The 17,562-nt window shown below is 69.9% G+C and carries 11 protein-coding genes and 1 pseudogene; 4 read left to right on the top strand and 8 right to left on the bottom strand.

Translation table 11 applies throughout. The features are described from left to right. The 3 genes and pseudogenes from IT306_24225 to IT306_24235 all read right to left on the bottom strand — a co-directional run bounded on the left by IT306_24225 (position 1) and on the right by IT306_24235 (position 4,736). Positions 1-210, bottom strand: a pseudogene (locus tag IT306_24225) (D-alanyl-D-alanine carboxypeptidase). A gap of 690 nt (positions 211-900) precedes the next feature. Beyond that, a complete protein-coding gene (locus IT306_24230; protein MCC7371549.1) occupies positions 901-2,694 on the bottom strand; it encodes an ABC transporter ATP-binding protein in 1,794 nt (597 codons plus the stop codon). Between the two features lie 56 nt (positions 2,695-2,750). Then, on the bottom strand, positions 2,751-4,736 hold the full coding sequence (locus tag IT306_24235) for an ABC transporter ATP-binding protein (GenBank protein ID MCC7371550.1): 1,986 nt from the start codon (positions 4,734-4,736) through the stop codon (positions 2,751-2,753). 216 nt (positions 4,737-4,952) lie between these two features. Between IT306_24235 and IT306_24240 the strand changes: the two genes are divergently transcribed. Next, positions 4,953-6,494: a glycosyltransferase family 39 protein gene (locus tag IT306_24240; GenBank protein ID MCC7371551.1), complete on the top strand. Its 1,542-nt coding sequence runs from the start codon at positions 4,953-4,955 to the stop codon at positions 6,492-6,494. A gap of 1,641 nt (positions 6,495-8,135) precedes the next feature. On the opposite strand, the gene IT306_24245 is transcribed toward IT306_24240, so the two are convergent. Then, positions 8,136-9,107, bottom strand: coding sequence for a fumarylacetoacetate hydrolase family protein (locus IT306_24245; protein MCC7371552.1), 972 nt, complete (start codon positions 9,105-9,107; stop codon positions 8,136-8,138). Between the two features lie 197 nt (positions 9,108-9,304). Here IT306_24245 and IT306_24250 point away from each other — a divergent pair, with 197 nt between their 5' ends. Together IT306_24250 and IT306_24255 are read left to right on the top strand one after the other, a co-directional pair. After that, the gene (locus IT306_24250; protein MCC7371553.1) at positions 9,305-10,594 is read left to right on the top strand and encodes a PQQ-dependent sugar dehydrogenase; all 1,290 of its coding nucleotides are present in this window, start codon (positions 9,305-9,307) and stop codon (positions 10,592-10,594) included. 349 nt (positions 10,595-10,943) lie between these two features. After that, positions 10,944-11,393 (top strand): response regulator transcription factor, encoded by a 450-nt coding sequence (locus tag IT306_24255; GenBank protein MCC7371554.1) that lies wholly within the window; start codon positions 10,944-10,946, stop codon positions 11,391-11,393. 412 nt (positions 11,394-11,805) lie between these two features. Here IT306_24255 and IT306_24260 read toward each other — a convergent pair whose 3' ends face one another. Further along, a complete protein-coding gene (locus IT306_24260) occupies positions 11,806-12,639 on the bottom strand; it encodes a siderophore biosynthesis protein SbnG (GenBank protein ID MCC7371555.1) in 834 nt (277 codons plus the stop codon). 141 nt (positions 12,640-12,780) lie between these two features. Further along, positions 12,781-14,655: a hypothetical protein gene (locus IT306_24265; protein ID MCC7371556.1), complete on the bottom strand. Its 1,875-nt coding sequence runs from the start codon at positions 14,653-14,655 to the stop codon at positions 12,781-12,783. A 482-nt stretch (positions 14,656-15,137) separates the two neighbouring features. Between IT306_24265 and IT306_24270 the strand changes: the two genes are divergently transcribed. Then, a complete protein-coding gene (locus IT306_24270; GenBank protein ID MCC7371557.1) occupies positions 15,138-16,544 on the top strand; it encodes an amidase in 1,407 nt (468 codons plus the stop codon). Positions 16,545-16,718: 174 nt separating this feature from the next. On the opposite strand, the gene rpsU is transcribed toward IT306_24270, so the two are convergent. Continuing rightward, positions 16,719-16,913 carry a 30S ribosomal protein S21 gene (rpsU, locus tag IT306_24275; protein MCC7371558.1) on the bottom strand — a complete coding sequence of 65 codons (195 nt, stop codon included), beginning with the start codon at positions 16,911-16,913 and terminating at the stop codon, positions 16,719-16,721. Between the two features lie 226 nt (positions 16,914-17,139). Next, positions 17,140-17,553 carry a zinc-ribbon domain containing protein gene (locus tag IT306_24280; GenBank protein MCC7371559.1) on the bottom strand — a complete coding sequence of 138 codons (414 nt, stop codon included), beginning with the start codon at positions 17,551-17,553 and terminating at the stop codon, positions 17,140-17,142. Between the last annotated feature and the right edge of the window lie 9 nt (positions 17,554-17,562).

The following is a 17,562-nucleotide window of genomic DNA, read 5'->3' on the forward strand; positions in this document are numbered from 1 at the left end:
CCCGATCTGGCCGTCGAGATTGCCGATGCCAAGCCCGTAGCCGAAGGGTGGCGCGCCCGGATCGCGTTTGAACGGAGTGAAGACCAGCCGTTCGCGTTGGAGGTCGGCGCTCAGCAGGGAGCCACCGGCCAACACCTTCAACCAGGTGTGCAGATCGCCAACGGTGGAGACGACTCCGCTCGCAGGTGGGTCGTGGAGCGAATGATCGGCTGGCTGTCGCTGCGCGCCCCCACCCGCTCCGTCGCACTATTGTCGGTCTGAGATGGTTACTGATGTGGGACGTAGAGATGGCTGATCAAGTATGGCTTCCGCTTCCTCAAGCGCGACCTCGGCTGGACCACCGTCCGCCCGACCCATCCCCACGCTGCCGACCGCGGGTCCTGGCTCCTCGCTCTGGCCTTCTGGGAACTCCGGCTCGCCCGGCCGCTGGTCTCAGACCAGCGGTTCCCCTGGGAACGGCCCCTGGCCCCCGACCGCCTCACCCCAACCAGAGTCCGACGGGCCTACCCTGCCCTCTTCCTCCAGATGGGCACGCCGACACGCCCCGTCCGAACGCGTGGAAATGCTCCAGGACGCCGCCCGGGACAGCGTCCGCCCCCACGCCCGCGTTTCCCCACCGCGCTCAGACGCGAGAATGCGCGCCCCAATGCACGCCTCCGACGCTGGCATTGTCCAATCACCAGGTCCTGAGCGCAGCGAAGGACCTCACCCGCTGACGCGAACGATGACGGTCAGCGGGTGGGGCGCAAGATGATGCTGGGCGGGTGGCGCGGACGATGACGGTCAGCGGGTGAGATCCTTCGCGGCGCTCAGGATGACAATTACAAGGCGCATGTTTTCACCACGAGGTAATCGCCCCACGCCCCACGCCCCACGCCCCCCGCCCCACGCCCCACGCCCCTACGCTTCCCGCCAGTCCCAGCCGGCCGCTTCCAGCTCGACCAGCGTTGCGAACCGGCCGCCCCGCCGAATCAGCTCCGCTGGCGGCCCCTCTTCGACGATCCGCCCGCCCTCCAGCACGATCACCCGGTCGGCCTCGCGGGCCGTCGCGAGGCGATGGGCCACCGTGAGCAGTCCCCGCCGGTTCCCGACCACGCCCGCCCGCAACGCCGACGACAATTGCGCCTCAGTCGCGGCGTCGATGGCGGCCGTCGCCTCGTCCAGCAGGATCAGCGGCGGATCCCAGACGATCGCACGCGCCAGCGCCAGCAGCGCCGTCTGGCCGGCCGAGAGGCGCATGCCCCGCCCGCCGCCGACGCCCGCCAGCAGGGTCTGCTCGCCGTGCGGCAGGCCGGCCACGAACGCCTCGGCGCCGGCAAGCTGGATCGCCTTGCCGATCATCTCGGGCGTCACACTGGGATCGAACAGGGCGACGTTCTCGATCACGGTCCCGTTGAAGAGGAGCGCCGTCTGCGGCACGACTCCGAAGAGGCGACGCCGCTCGTTGGGGTGCAGCTCGCGCGGATTCCGCCCGAGCACCGTCACGCTGCCAGACCACGGCTCGTAGAGGCCGCCGAGCAGCGAGAGCGCGCTGGTCTTACCGGCCCCCGTCCTGCCCACCAGCGCGACATGCTCGCCGGGCTGGATCGCCATGCTCAGGCTGTGGACGATGGGCAGCCCCTCCGAGTAGCCAAAGGTGACGTGATCGAGCGCGCCGGCGGGCGTGTCCGCGGAAGGGCCCGCACGCTGGGGGAGGCCGGTGAGGGCCTCCCCAGGCTGCCCGGTGAGCGCCGCTGTGACGGCCAGGTCTTCCGGCTCCGCCAGCACCGTGAAGACTCGCTCGACGCCTGCCAGCGCCCCCTGCACCGTCTGCCACTGCTCGCCCAACGAGGCGATCGGCGCGAACGCCCGCTGGAGCAGCAGCACGAACGCCGTCAGCGTCCCGAGCGAGATGTCCCACTCGGCAAGGCCGCCGCGCGCCCCGATCCACAGCAGACCGGCCCCGGCAATCGCTGCCAGGATCGTCACGTTCGGGGTGTAGAGCGCCGAGCAGAGCGTCGCCCGGTTGGACGCCATCAGCGTCTCTTTCAGCGTCAGCCGCAAGCGATGCACGAACACGTCCTGCCGCGCGAACGTCTGGATCGTCTCCGCGCCGACGAACGTCTCCTGGAGCTGCGCGCCCTGCTGACCCGTCGCGGCGCGGTTCCGGCGCTCGGCCTCGCGGACCTCCCGCTGAAGCCGACGCGTCAAGAACAGGAGCGGCGGGATCGTCAGCGCGGCGATGCCGGCCAGGGGCGGACTGAGCGTCACCAGCGCAATCGAGATCGTGACCACCCGCGCGAGGTCGATCACGAGGCTCGCCACGCCCGAGGTGAAGAGCGTCTGGATCGCCTCGATGTCCGATGTGCAGTGCGCGATAGCCTCGCCGAGCGGCGTGCGGTCGAACCAGCGGATCGGCAACGCCTGGAAGTGCGCGAAGAGGCGCACGCGCAGATCGTGGAGGGTACCCTGCGCGGCCACGCCGGTCAGGTAACCAGCATAGGCACGCGTCGCCTCGACGGCCGCCGATGCGCCCAGGAACAGCAAGGCCAGCACGATCAGGCCATCGGCCCGCCCGACCATCAGGTGATCGTCCACGATGTTCCGGAGGATCAGCGGCGGGGCCAGCTCCAGGCTGGCGCTCACAATCACCAGGATCACGATGAACGCCAGCAATGCGTGGCGCGGGGCCAGCAGTCCCGCCACCTGCCGCATCGGGCTCCGACCGCCGGCCGTGCCGGCACCGGCCCGCGGCGCGGTCGCAGCAGCGCTCATCGGGCGGCCTCGGTCGTCGCTGGCGGCAAGGCGCCGGCCTGCCCGATCCGCTGCTGCGCCAGGTAGATGTGGGCGTACTGTCCGCCTGCCGCCAGCAGCTCGGCGTGGGTGCCCAGTTCTGCGACGCGCCCATCCTCCAGCAGGATCACGAGATCGACGCGGGTGAAGGCCGCCAGCCGGTGCGAGCAGAGCACGACCGTAGCGCGCCGTTCGGGCGGCGCGGATGGCCCGACAGCCCCCAGCAATCCGTCGACCAGCCTGACCTCGGTGTCCACGTCCACCGCCGAGAACGGGTCGTCCAGTACCAGCAGCCCCGGCCGGCCGGGCGCCCCCGCCAGCAACGCGCGGGCCAGCGAGATGCGTTGCCGCTGCCCACCGGAGACCCGCACGCCGCCCTCGCCGATGGGCGTGTCGAGACCGCGCGCAAAGCCGGCGATGTCCTGTTCGAGCGCCGCTACGCGAATGGCGTCGGCCAGCATCCGCTCGCCCTGGGGACCGTCGAGGCTCGGCGCACCGAAGACGATGTTCTCGCGGACGCTGCCGGAGAACAGCCAGGGATCCTGCGGCAAATAGCCGATGAGCGTGGCTCGCTGCTCGGGCGACAGACTGTCGAGCGGACGGCCGTTGACCAGAATGTGCCCATCGGCCAGCTGGTACAGCCCGACGAGGGCCTTCGCCAGCGCGCTCTTGCCAGAACCAACCGCGCCCGTCACCCCGACCAGCGCCCCGGCCGGGACCACCAGCGAGAGATCGGTCAGGGAGGGTCGCGGCGCGCCGGGATAGCTGAACGTGACCCGCTCAAGGTCGAGGCTGACCGGCCCCTGCCCGCCGGAGACCTCACCCCCCCGGCCTTCCAGGGGGACGTCACCCCCCCAACCCCGCCGCGCGGCGCGACTATCGGCTGCGCCGACATCATCTCCAGCGCGGAGAGGGGGGAGGTTCCCCTGGGGGGCCGGGGGGGTGAGGTCTGCCCGTCGTTCCAGCCCGGCTACGTAGCCCGGCGTAAACGACGCGCGCGGCGGCTCCCCTTCCACGCTCAGCGGCGTCGCCAGCAGCGGCCTGACTCGCCGATACGCCACGCCCCCAGCCTGCAACGAGTTCACGAGCTGCGGCACCCGAAAGCCGCGCTGCACAAAGCGGAGGTACAACTCCAGAAACGCCACAAGCTGCCCGGCCGTCATCAGCCCGGCCACGACCTGCTCGCCGCCCTGCCAGAGAATCACGACGACACCGGCCACCATCATGACGGTGTACGTCGGGGCGAGCGTCGAGCGTAGCCGTTGAGTCGCCAGCATCGTCTCGGCCTGGACCGCCGACAGCTCGGCATAGCGCCGGACCGCCGTCGCCTCGTGGCCGAAGAGGCGCAGGACGCGCACGCCGGCCAGCAGCTCCTGCAAGGCGGCGGTGGCCCGCGCCGCCGCCGCCCGCGCCGCCGAGATCCGCTCGCGGACCCAGCGGCCGGTCGCGAAGGCGACGATCATGGCGGCCGGCACCGGCAGCATCGCCAGGAGCGTCAACCGCCAGTCGAACGCCAGCATCGCGACAATCAGCGACAGCGAGAACAGGACCGTGTCCCAGATCTCGGTGGTCGCTTCGCGGATGCCCGTGCCGAGCGTCTCCACGTCGCCGTCGATGCGGGCCATCAGGTCGCCCACGGGCGTCTGGTGAAGACGCTCGGCCGGCCAGGACAGGACACCCCGCAGGGCGTCGGCGCGGATATTGGCACGGATACGCTGATTGGCGGTGATCAGCCACCACCGCTTGAGCACCCGCGACGCTTCGACCAGGATGGCGGCGCCCAGAATTCCCAGGGCCGCCCAGCCGGCAGTCGCCGCGTCGCCCTCGCCGCGCTCGATGGCCAGCACGGCGTCGATGGCCCGCCCAAGCATCAGCGCCGGCAACACGATGCCGGTATTCATGACGATGCCCATGATCGAGCCGAGTACGAGCGCGCCAGCCGTCTGGCGGAGATATGGCCGCAGATGCCACAGGTACGGAGCGTTGACGAACAGACGCAGCAGCCCTCTCCTTGCCGCTCACTCAGCGGGGCTGGGCGCCGTCCTCTGGCTCCCACCGATGGCCCGGCCACCCCTCGGATTGTATCCCGTCAGGGGAGAGGGGACCTGTCCCATCTCCCCTCGCACGCCGTATCCTTCGGGGCAGCCGTGAATGCCGTCCTTGCACAAGACCGCCGTCCGTTGCCCGCCGCGCAGGCGATGCCGTCCGCCGGCCTGCTCGCCTGGGTGCGGCGTCATCCTGACCTTGTCCTGGTTCTGCTGCTGCTGATCATCGGCGGCAGCATGCGGATGGCGTTCGCATTCCGCGCGCCACCGCTGTTTGTCGGCGGGGACAGCCAGACCTACCTCGTCCCAGGCTACGAGCTGGCGCACGGCTACGGCTTCGCGCCGATCCTGAAGCGCCCGCCGCTCTACCCACTGTTCGTCGCCGTCAGCATGCTGCTGCTGGGCGAAGACCCGCACGGACTGGCCTTCTTCCAGCACCTGCTCGGGCTGGGGACCGTCGTCCTCACCTACTGGCTGGGCCGCGCAGCCTTCTCGTCGGCGGGGGCGCTGGCTGGCCGCGTCGCCGGGCTGGCGGCCGGGCTGCTCGTGGCCCTCAACGGCGCGCTCATCACCTACGAACGCTACGTGATGGCCGAGACGCTGTTCACGCTGCTCCTGACCGCTGCCGCGCTGGCCCTGGTGCTCGGGATGCAGCGCGCATCCTGGCAGCTGTACGCCCTCAGCGGCGCGCTGTTCGCGCTGGCCAGCATGAACCGGGCGGCGGCCCAGTTGCTCCTGCCTCTCGTGCCGATGGTGGCGCTGCTCCACCATCGGCGGCTGCTGCCGGCTGTCCGGCTCTCGGCGGCGCTGGCCGCGGGGTTCCTGGCGATCTCCCTGCCGTGGATGACCGCCACCTGGGTTCAGACGGGCAGCTTCGGGGCGTCTGGCCTGGGCGAGGCGCTGTTCTGGCGCGGCAGCCGCGAGCAGCCGATGCTGATCAGCCGGGAGATCGGCCGCCCGAGCGACGTGGCCGATCCGACGCTGACCCAGGCGCGCCGGGTCGCCTACAACCGCGTCTTCGAGAACGAGCTGCCGAGCGACATCGCCGTCGTGCTGCAGCAGCGCTTCGGCTACACCGAGGCCCAGGCCGACCGAGTCCTGCGCGATGTCGCCATCGAGCTGTTCGCGCGGCAGCCCGACCGCTACGTGCAGACGTCGCTCGCTCTCTTCGGCGAGCTGCTGGTCGGGACGGAACAGTTCCTTGGCGGCCAGGGCAAGTCCGGCGGCGTCACCCGCTTTCCGAACGCCCAGGACAAGTACGACTTCTGGAACGAGCGCATCCGCCACCTCGCGCAGCCGGCCACCACGGCCCAGGCCAACGAGTTCCGCGCCGCCCAGCGAGTCGCCAACGTATTCCAACCGTTCCGCTACGCCCCGTTGCTGCTCGGCCTGCTGGCGCTCGGCCTTGTCGGGGCCACGCTGGTACGCGGCTGGCGGGTCGCCTGGGTCCCCGTGCTGCTCGGGCTGTGGCTGCTGTTGACGACGGCGTTTCTGTCAGGGGCGTTGCCGCGCTACCGCTACCCGGCCGATCCGCTGCTGGCGGTCGGCATCGGCGGGGGCGTGGCGGTGGGCGTGGTCGGCGCGCGTCGGCTGCTCGCCAGCCGCAGCAGCCAGTCCACGAGCGCGCCAGCGCCCAGTCCGGCCAGCACCAGTGCGAACCCGGTCGTCGGCAGGTAGTAGCGGTCCCAGTTGATCCCAAGGTTGATGCCCGTCCCGACGAGCACCGCCAGCGCCGACACGCCGAGGATGGCCTCAGCGGAGACCAGCCCCCCTGCCGCCCGACGTTGCACGATTCGCAACACCAGGACGGCCGATCCGGCCGCCGCCAGCACCGCTTCCAGCGGGATGCCGTAGCGACGGCCAGCCCACGGCTCGTCGTAGACGGACGAGCGGACGGTCAGCCAGAGTCGGTAGGGGATGTTCTCGGGGACCGCCAGCTCCGCGTTCAGGGTGCGCTGCCCGAACATCTCCTGCTGGCGGAACTGGAGCATCATCCACGTCCGCTCCACGGGATTCGGCCAGAGGAACGGGTTGACGGCCAGGAAGACCGCAAGCCCGACGACCGTCCCGACGAGGCTCCAGCGCCAGGCCCGGCCGAGCACCGACGCTGGCCCGACCCACGCCCGGAACCGGCCCCGACGGGCCAGCGGCGCCAGCCCGAACGCCCCGAGGGCGAATGCCCCGCACGCCGCCAGCGCCAGCACACCGGTCAGCTTCGAGCTGGCGCTCAGCCCGAGTGAGAGGCCAGCCAGCGCCCCCAGCAGCATCGACCGGCGCGAGCCACCGCCCGCCTCACCCTCTGATGCCGAGGCGCGCGCGGCGTGGATCGCCAGCCAGACCGCCAGAAGCAGGAAGAACAGGAACGGCGCTTCGGTGTGGGCGCGCGGGATCAGCGTCTGCACGAACGGCGACAGCGTGAACGACGTGGCCGCTACCACCCCACCGACCAGGCCGCCCCAGCCGCCAGCGAGATCGGCCACCACCAGGAACAGCAGCATCGCCGCCCCGGCCCCGAGCACCACCATCGGGACGCGTCCGGCCCACAGCAGCTCAGGGGAAGGACGCGGCACCTGCCGACCCTCGGCCAGTCGGCGCTCGTTGCGGTACGTCGCAGGATCGAAGTACTTCGCACGGTCTGGCCCGCGCACCTCGTCGGCGCGGTGGTCAAGGTCGAGCGGCGGGCTGCTGAGGCCGTGCGCCCAGATGCTCGCCCCGATGATGTACCGATAGATGGGCGGCTGTGTCAGCGTCCAGTAGTTGGCGTCCCAGGTCGGGCTGCCGAGCTTCCCCTCGAGGAAGACGTACCGAAAGTAGACTGATGGCCAGATCGCCTGCCCCTCATCAACGTTGTAGCCAACGCGGGCGGCGCGGTCGTAGAAGACCGCGCCCGATGCGAGCAGCACCAGCGCCGCCAGCAGCCACCTCAACGCCAGGAGTCCTCGCGCCCCAATCCGCAACCGTCATCCTGACCGCGGCGAGCAACAAGCTGTCCCCAGCCGTCATCCCGACTGGAGCGCGCCTGTGCCCCCATCGTCATCCCGACCGCGGCGAGGAACGAGCGCCACAGACTCGTCATCCCGACCGCGGCGAGGAACGAGCACCACAGACTCGTCATCCCGACCGTAGCGAGGAACGAGCGAAGTGGAGGGATCTTCCCCTTCGTGGCTACGCGAGGAAGATCCCTGGACTCCGTTCGCACACTCACTCCGCTCGGGATGACGCGTGACGTCGTAGTCTCGGCTACAAGTCCAGAGGCCCGCACGCCGCCGAAAGGGTCATCCCTGGATCCAATCAACCCGACGTGGCGCAACGATGAGGTCACGCGAACGCGGTCCCCTGGTTTGGCGGGGCCAGCGTCAGCGGCCCGGTCACGCTGTTGTGCAGGACTCCCGCTTCAGGCAGGTCCGGCAGCTCCAGGTCGAGCGTGTCGCCGGGCTGCAGCCCCAGCCCGCGCTTCCAGCCGACTCCGGCCGGCGTCCCCGTCGCGATCACGTCGCCAGGGAGCAGCGTCACCGTCTGGCTGATGTGGGCGATCTGCTCGGCCAGCGTGAAGATCATCGTCGAGGTGTTGCCGTCCTGCTGGACCGTGCCGTTGCGGGTCAGCTTCAGGCGCACGTTCTGCGGGTCCGGCACCAGTTCTCGCGGAAGCATGTACGGCCCCATCGGCGTGCCGGTGTCGAAGTTCTTGCTCTCCAGCCAGTCCGACGCGAAGTTCGGCCAGTCTGGCCGCTGGATGATGTCGCGGGCCGAGATGTCGTTGACGATGGTGTAGCCGGCAACGTAGTCGAGTGCGTCCTTCACGAAGACGTTGCGGCATGGCCGGGCGATGACCGCGCCAAGCTCGCACTCCCAGTCCACCTGCTTGCTGGTGTGCGGCAGCACGATGGTCTCATTTGGGCCGACGACGCTGTGCGGCAGCTTGATGCAGACGTACGGGCGGGTGGCGCTCTTGTCCGGCGGCGTCACGCCGGCCTCGGCGGCGAAATCGTAGTAGTTGAAGACGGTGCAGAAGATCGCCCGTGGGAACCGCAGCGGGGCCAGCACCCGCACAGACGGGTCGGCAGGATCCAGGGCCGGGGTCCATGGGTCAATGCCGGCAGCCAGTCCGTAGATCGCCGCTCTGAAGTTGTCCCAGTGTTGGAGCAGACCGAACAGGCCGGCGTGCAGCGCCGGACGGTCGGGCGCAAGCTGATCGAGCGGGTAGAGCCGTCCATCCAGCACCAGCGCGCCAACCTCGCGCTCGCGGTCGCCGATTCGGCGGGCAATCGTCGCCAGTGAGAACCTACGCATGGCTGCCTCCGCAGGCCAAAATGATGCCATAGGCGGGGGCTGATTCCTTCGGTGCATCGGACCCGGACAGCCCAGGCGCATGCGGCGTCATGAAAATCGTTGCGGACGCCGGCACCGGACGTGCAATCCTCCCGCACATTCGCCGGTGATGCTCTGCCGGGTCGGAGCACACGCGCGCACTCTCGGAGGACGTTCAGATGGCGCCTCGCGGACGGCTGCTCCTGGCCGGCGCGCTCTCAGCCCTGCTCCTGGCGTGTCAGTCCGCCAGCGCCGCCTCGCCCAGCCAGCCGGCTCCCGCGACCGGCCCGACCGGGCAGGCCGCCGCCAGGCCGGCCGCCTCCAGCAATCCAGCGGCGGCCTCCCAGCCTGTCAGCGCCGCGAAACCGCCGGCAGTCCAGCAATCGGACGCCGCGCCGCGCATTCGCCTGGAAGCCCTCCCGTTCGGGTTTCGGCAGCCGCTCTTCCTGACTCATGCCGGCGACGGCAGGGGCAGACAGTTCGTCGTCGAGAAGGGCGGCGCCATCCGCATCGTCAAGGGTGGCCAACTGGTCCCGACGCCGTTCCTCGACATCCAGGCCCGGGTGCGAGCCTCCGGCAGCGAGCAGGGGCTGCTCGGGCTGGCGTTCCACCCGCGCTACGCCGAGAACGGCCGCTTCTTCGTCGCCTACACCGACAGTAGCGGCCGCAACACCGTCGAGCGGTATCAGGTCTCCAGTGACCCGGATCGGGGCGATCCGTCCACCGGCGTCACGCTGCTCTCAATAGATGACCCGGCCCAGAATCACAACGGTGGCATGCTGACGTTCGGACCAGACGGCATGCTCTGGGTCGGGACCGGCGACGGCGGCGGCTCCGGCGACCGCTACGGCAACGGCCAGAACAGGCAGACTCTCCTCGGCAAGATGCTGCGGCTCGACGTGGACAGCGGTGAGCCGTATGGCATCCCCGCCGACAACCCGTTCGTCGGCCAGCCAGAGTACCGCCCGGAGATCTGGGCGATGGGGCTGCGGAACCCCTGGCGCTACACGTTCGACCGGGCCACCGGCGACCTCTGGATCGCGGACGTGGGCCAGAACGCCTATGAAGAGATCGACCTGGTGACCGCCGGCACGGCCGGCGGCCTGAACTTCGGCTGGCCGCTCATGGAGGGGATGCACTGCTTCCCCGAGTCGGCAAGCTGCGACCAGACGCCCTATGTCCGGCCGGTTGCCGAGTATGGCCGTGGCGGCGGCTGCTCGGTCACGGGCGGCTACGTCTACCGTGGGTCCGCCTCCCCGAGTCTCCAGGGCCTCTACTTCTTCGGGGACTTCTGCACCGGGCGCGTCTGGTCGCTGGATCGCCAGGGCGACGGATGGCGCATGACCGAGCAGTTGCAGCAGGCGATTCAGATCAGCTCGTTTGGCGAGGACGAGGCGGGCGAGGTCTACCTGACGACGTTCAGCGGCGGCGACGGCAGCCACCAGATCTACCGAATCGTCGCGCAGTAGCGTGCGCCCGGAGCAGCACCGATGCCTGGCACGAATTGTGCAGCGCTGAATCATGCCCGGGCACGCCGATACACTCGGTAGGGCCACATCACCCAGATATGAGACGCTATGGCGCATATGCGCGCAGCGTCAGCAAGCACAGCCACAGCCCGGAGAGCGCACGTGGCAGCGGTATGCCGCCAGCCGCCCGGACCGCTCCCTGTGGCGCTGTTGACGGGCGCACGTCGCTCCAGGCGCGAAGGACACCGAGTTGACCACCAGATCGCCTGCCGCGCGGCGCGGCCTTCTTAGCCGTTTCCTGCATCATCTCCGCACCAACCTGACGCCTCTGCGCGGAAGCTGCTAGACGATGGAGGGGAGACACCAGGGGGGTTCGGCGGTCTGTGAGAAGCAGCCGGCCTCATCATACCCGGCGGCAACGTCGGTCTCGGAAGCACCGACGGCTACCGTCATCCTGGTCGTTGACGACGATCCGGAGATCCGCGATCTGGTCCGCTGGCTGCTCGAGGACGAGGGCTGGACGGTTCAGACGGCGGTAGACGGCCTGGACGCGTTGCGGCAGGCAACGGCGGCGCGGCCATCGCTCATCATCCTGGACATGGGCCTGCCGCTGCTCAACGGCGAAGAGGTCGCGCGGCGGCTCCACCATCATTATGTCGATCCGCCGCCGATACTGGTGGTGAGCGCCGACGCCCGCGTCGGCGAGCGGGCAGCGCGGATCGGCGCGGCATCCTACCTGCACAAGCCGTTCGACGTGGACGTGCTCGCGCGACTGGTGCGGACGACGCTGGGCCAGTGACCGGCCCGGGTCGTGGGTCGTGGGTCGTGGGTCGTGGGTCGTGGAAGCATGCCGGCTGATGCGGGTCGATGTGCCGTGGCAATCACGCAACTCCCCATGTCATCCTGAGCGCAGCGAAGGACCTCACCCGCCGACACGAGCGTTGATGGTCAGCGGGTGACACCAGAGTTGACGGTCAGCGGGTGAGATCCTTCACGTCGCTCGCAAGCTCGCTCGTTCAGGATGACATGCGGAGGTCGTTCGCAAGCTCGCTCGTTCAGGATGACATGCGGAGGTTGCTCGCAGGCTCGCTCGTTCAGGATGACATGTGGAGGTCGTTCGCAGGCTCGCTCGTTCAGGATGACATGCGGAGGTCGCTCGCAAGCTCGCTCGTTCAGGATGGCATGTGGAGGTCGCTCGCAAGCTCGCTCGTTCAGGATGACAGGCTCGTCGCCGAGCGCCGACCGCTGGCCCTCAACGTTCGCACCAGCGGCTCCAGCAGCGCCTGCGACTGCCGACGGATCATCCCAAGCTCGCTTGAGTACGCGATCATCTGCGCCCCACGCTCGATCCACCGCTGCGCCGTCTCCGGCTCCTCGGCGTTGATCGCCACAGCAACGCCGCGCGCCCGGCAGGCCGCCAGCACGCGCTCTGCCGCCTCCAGCACAGTCGGGTGCGTCATCTGCCCCGGCACCCCGTACGACGACGACAGATCGCCTGTCCCGACGAAAACCACGTCCGGGCCGCCGTCGAGAATCGCTTCAACCGCCTCGACGCCGGCCCGCGTCTCGATCATCGCCAGCGTCAGCACGCTCGCGTTCGCTTCGGCAACGTACCGATCGCGGTCCACCAGCCGAAAGCCAGTGTTTCCCAACCCGAAGACCTGCCCACGTTCTCCAACCGGCGGGTAGCGCGACCAGCTGACCAGTTTGCGGACCTCGTCCGTCGTCTCGACGTGCGGGGCCTGGATGCCCGCGGCGCCGTAGTCGAGGTAGCGCTGTACACCTGAGCGTTCGAGGTCCGGCAGCTTGACGATGGTCGCGAGGCCGGCCTGCCGAGCGGACAGCGTGAACTGCGCGACCGACGAGGCATCCAGCGGCGCATGCTCCAGGTCGATCAGCACGAAGTCCCACCCCGCCTCTGCCAACACCACCGCAAGGCCCGGCGAGAGCAGATCGAAGATCAGCGGTCCCAGCACCACCTCGCCCGCACGCAGACGGCGCGCGAGATCGCCGGGAACGGCCAGCGGCGCGGGCACATCAGTCATCGCCATGCCTCCTGGGCGGGCAGCATGCTGCGCCACGCCGTGCAGCACACCTGCCGTGCAGCACACCTGCCGTGCAGCACACCTGCCGTGCAGCACACCTGCCGCCGTCGGTGCCCGGGTGCTGGCGGCCGGCTGTCTCCCTCATGGCAGCGGATCGCGGACGGGCGTCGGCGGGCGGTAGTCCAGGTCGAGCAGGCCGAACTCGCCGGACCGCGTCAGCCGCACCATCAACGACTGGTTCGGCTCGAACGTGAGGGTGACCTGCTGGCTCACGCCGCCGTAGCTCAGCGTCACCGTCCGCTCGACGGCCGCCTCCGCGTACGACTGCCCGTAGAGCAGCGGATACCTGACCCCCTGCGCCAGCGGATGCGCGAAGAAGATCAGCAGCTCGCCGGCGCCCTGCCGCGCCCAGTAGGGCGGGAGGTCGTCGCCGGCCACCAGCGGCCGGACCGCCAGTTGCTCGGCGCTCCGGACCACGTTGGGCAGCGACGCAAGCTCCTCCAGCCACCCGGCGTACCGCGGATGTCGCCGCATGCCCGGCAGGTTCGGCGCGCGCTTGAGCACGACGGGCGCGCCGGCCCGCGCCAGCCGCACGATCTGTTCGAGGGCAGCGGCGTCCATCCACGCCACATCCACGTAGAGCGCCCCGACACCGACCCCGCCCACCCGGATTTCGCCATCGGCGTACTCGGCGTGGCGCAGGAACGGCTCGCTGATCCACAGCGGGTGGTAGCCCTCAACCTCAGGGGGCGGCGCGGCGTGGCGCAGCTCCCACGCGAACGTCTCGCCTGGCTGGCGCTGCTCCTCCGGGGCGCGATCTGCAATCAGCGCATCCTCGAACGGCAGGTACACGGCTACCTGCGCGAACGGTCGGCCACGCCGCAGCATGCCGCAGACGGTCTCCAGGTAGGCGTTGAAGTCCGCCAGCTCGGCCGCCAGCGGCACATCCGACCCCAGGTGGACCGACGCGAAGAACTCGTTGGTCCCCATCGGGCCGTTGAACGGCAGCCCGTGCCAGACGATGCCGTTCGCGCCATTCGCCAGGGCGGCATCGGCCACCAGCTTGAGATCGGCCGCCTGCTCCTTGCGCCAGTAGCGCGCCGCCCCGACATTGCCCGGCCCGATGACGCCGTACAGCGAGCTGAACAGCTCGCAGGTCACCAGATCCTTCCCGACCAGCGCGGCCGCCGAGGCCGGAATCCGCGAGTAGGCCGGCGGGTACAGCGGCGCCTCGGCCTCGGGCACGTCCACCGAGGCGTAGGCCACCAGCGGATCGACCGGCAGCCCGTGGCACTGCGCCCGTGAGATCGCGCCCTGCTCTCGGCAGACCTGCGCGAACGCCTCGAAGAAGCCGCTCAGCAGCGCGCTTCCGACCATGCGGCGGTACTCGTAGCGCATGTGCGGATGCGTCCGTGCCAGATCGAGACGGCCCTCCAGGCGGTAGCCGTAGCGGGCCTCGAACTGGTCCCAGAGGTCGGCTGTCCAGAGGTCGGCGGCCTCAAGCTCCTGTGCGTCGCAGAAGAGGGCCGAAGGCTGCCCGCTCAGGGCCGGCAGGAAGAATCCAGACAGCGGCTCGGCGTACCGTCGCAGGGCCGTTTCGGAGAGGTGATCCACGATCAGGCGCGGCCCCGCCTCCCACGAGCCGTTGAGGCGCCGCGGCGATGGCCCGTCCAGCACTTGCTGGGCCTCGGCCAGCCCCACCTGCGAGCCGCCGAACGGCGAGCCGCTCCCGAAGGTGAAGTCACAGCCCAGCCCGATGTTCTCGGCGTACCGTTTGGCGTACCCGATCAGCCCGCCCAGCTCGTCGCCCAGCCACTCCGGGCGCGGCGCATCCGACCGCCGCGACCGCCAGGTCGGGTCGATCCAGGCCAGCTCGACGCCGCCGAAGCCGTTCGCGTTCAACCAGTCGAGCTGCGCGGCGATGTGCGCCCGCATGAACGGGCCGTCCAGCCACCACCAACGCACATACGGGCGCGACGACTCGTAGCCTGGGTACGCGGTCGGATCTGGGACCATGCGCCTGACGCCCCCTCTGTTTCGCTGATCCGATCAGATCTGATCTGATCCGATCTCATCTCGGATGCCGTCAATGGGCAGGATGCCACACCGGCAAGCCTCGGCGTCGGGGCCGCGGCGCGCCGCCACGATTCTACCGGCCAGCATCCGAGTGTGCGACTCGAAGCCGCGCGACGCCTTGGCAATCACATGTCGAGCGCGTCATGCAGCGTCGTCGGGAGTTGAAAGCCCCGCCTACACTCCTGCAGTCGCTGCGCGACGCTCCAGGTTCACCAGTCGATGGCTGTTCCTGATACCCGTCGCGCAGCGACGGCGTGACTGTAGGCGGGGACAGCAGTCCCCGACCTCCCGTTTTCTGGTGTTTTGGGAACACCAACGAACATGCACCTGTCCTACGCGCGACGCCCGACCGTGCGTGGAATACTACCCGGCGACACACACGACTCTTGACCGCGCAAGGAGCACCACCGATGGCGACCGGGCTGGAATGGACATCGGCAACCGAGCTGGCCCAGCTGATCCGCCGGGTCAAGCTCTCGCCCGTCGAGCTGGTCGAGCATCTGCTCGCGCGCATCGAGCAGGTCAACCCGACCATCAACGCCTACGTCACCGTGGTTGCGGAGGAGGCGCGCGCAGCGGCCAGAGCCGCCGAGGCCGCCGCCCGCTCCGGCGACGAGCTGGGCCTGCTCCACGGCGTCCCGTACTCGCTCAAAGACCTGACGCCGACGCGCGGCATCCGCACCACGATGGGCTCGAAGATCTTCGAGCACAACGTTCCAGACGCCGATGGCCTGCTGGTCCAGCGGATGCGCATGGCGGGGGGCATCCTGCTCGGGAAGACCAACACGCCTGAGTTTGGCTGCAAGCCGTTCACCGACAATCGCGTCTTCGGGACGACCCACAACCCGTGGTCGCTGGCGCACTCGCCGGGCGGGTCGTCGGGCGGGGCGGCGGCGGCGGTCGCGGGCGGCCTGGGACCGCTGGCGCAGGGCAGCGACCTCGCGGCCTCGATCCGCCAGCCGGCCGCCTGGAGCGGCGTCGTCGGCTTCAAGCCCTCACAGGGGCGCGTGCCGCGTGTCCCAAGTCCGTCCGGCTGGAGCGGCCTCTCCGTCGACGGGCCGATCGCCCGCACCGTCGCGGATGCCGCCCTGATGTTCGCGGCCATCGCCGGCCCAGACCCGCGCGATCCGCTCAGCCTGCCCGAGACCGGCGAGCAGTGGGACGAGATCGCGGCTGAGGAGATCGACTTGCGGGATCTGCGGGTCGCCTGGACGCCAGATCTCGGCGGGGCTGCGCCGGTGGATCCGACCGTCGCCGCCATCTGCGGCGCGGCGGCGCGCGCGTTCGAGGATCTCGGCTGCATCGTCGAGGAGGCCACCCCGCGGATCGGCAACATTCAGCAGGCGTTCCTGGTGCTGAACTCGGGGCTGCGCCAGGCCTCGCTCGGCCAGTACCTGGAGGCCTGGCGCGAGCAGATGGACCCAGTCCTGGTGTCGCGCCTGGAGATCGCCGCCAACACGACCGCCGTCGACGTGGCCCGCGCCGAGGTCGAGCGGACGGCGTACCACCAGCGGCTGGTTTCTTTCTTCGAGCAGTACGACGTGCTGCTGCTGCCGACCTCGGCCACGCCGCCGCTGCCGCTCGACGTGCGCTTCCCGATCCAGGTCGGCGGGCGCAGCGTAGCCCATTCCATCGAGATGCTGCTGCCCACCTACGCCTTCAACTTCAGCAACTTCCCGGCGATCTCGGTGCCGGCCGGCTGGACCGACGACGGCTTGCCGGTCGGGCTGCAGATCGTCGGCGGCTGGCAGCAGGATGCGATGGTGCTGCGGACGGCGGCGGCGTTCGAGATAGCCCGGCCGTGGGCCGACCGGCTCCCGCCCCTTTGAGCGATCCGCTCACGCCCGTCGTTGCGCGAGGCGATGTCCCGCGCGACGACGGCTGCCAGCTCAAGACTGGCGCAATCGAGGCGGCGCGGAGGTCTCTTCGGGGCGGCCGTCACCTGCGACGAACGCACGAGAGCGGCCCGAAGGCCGCTCCCCTGTCATGGTGCGAGTGTCGGTCTAGCCGCCGGACTTCGCCCGCGCGCGCCGCCGCTTTCGCTGAGCCGCGCGGATCTTGTCGCGCCGCTCTTCGTGCGCTGGCTTGAAGCGCTGCTTGCGACGGTAATCGCGGAGGATGCCGGCCGCTTCGATGCCTCGCTTGAAGCGCCGGAACAGCTCCTCGAACGTCTCACCCTCGCGGGCGACCACGTACATAGACTGCTCCCTGTTTCTGGTCAGCGCACGGCACGGCGTGCTGTACTCGTCACGAACCGGGCCGACTCACGCCGGCCAGCCTGCGAACTATACCGGATCGCGCGCGCTGGTGGTTAGTTGACGCAAGATGGCGCGACGGCCACCGAGCCGAGCCGCCTCGCAAGCGAGAACGAGAACGGGCGAGCCAACGGCCCGCCCGTCCCGAATCGCTATCGGCAGCTGGAGGCTAGCGATAGCCGCCCCGGCCGCCGCCGTACCCGCCGCCACCGCCGGCCGGTCGGTTCTTGGCGAAGCAATCCGAGCAGTACACCGGCTTGTCGCCGCGCGGCTGGAACGGCACCAGCGCTTCGTTGCCGCACGCCGAGCAGGTCACCGAGAACATCTCGCGATCGCGCCGGCCACCACCGTAGCCGCCGCCACCACCGCCATATCCACCGCCGCCGCTGCTGTATCCACCACCACCGCTGCTGTACCCGCCACCGCCGCCGCCAGTCGACCCGCGACGTGCCATCCGGCAGTCACGGCAGCGGCTCGGCTCGTTCGTGAATCCACGGCTGGCGAAGAACTCTTGTTCTCCGACCGTGAAGACGAAGGACTGCCCGCAATCGCGGCAGCTCAAAACCTTGTCCGCGTAGGCCACGCTGACACC

This window comes from Chloroflexota bacterium, from assembly GCA_020850535.1.
Classification (GTDB): Bacteria; Chloroflexota; UBA6077; order UBA6077; family JACCZL01; genus JADZEM01.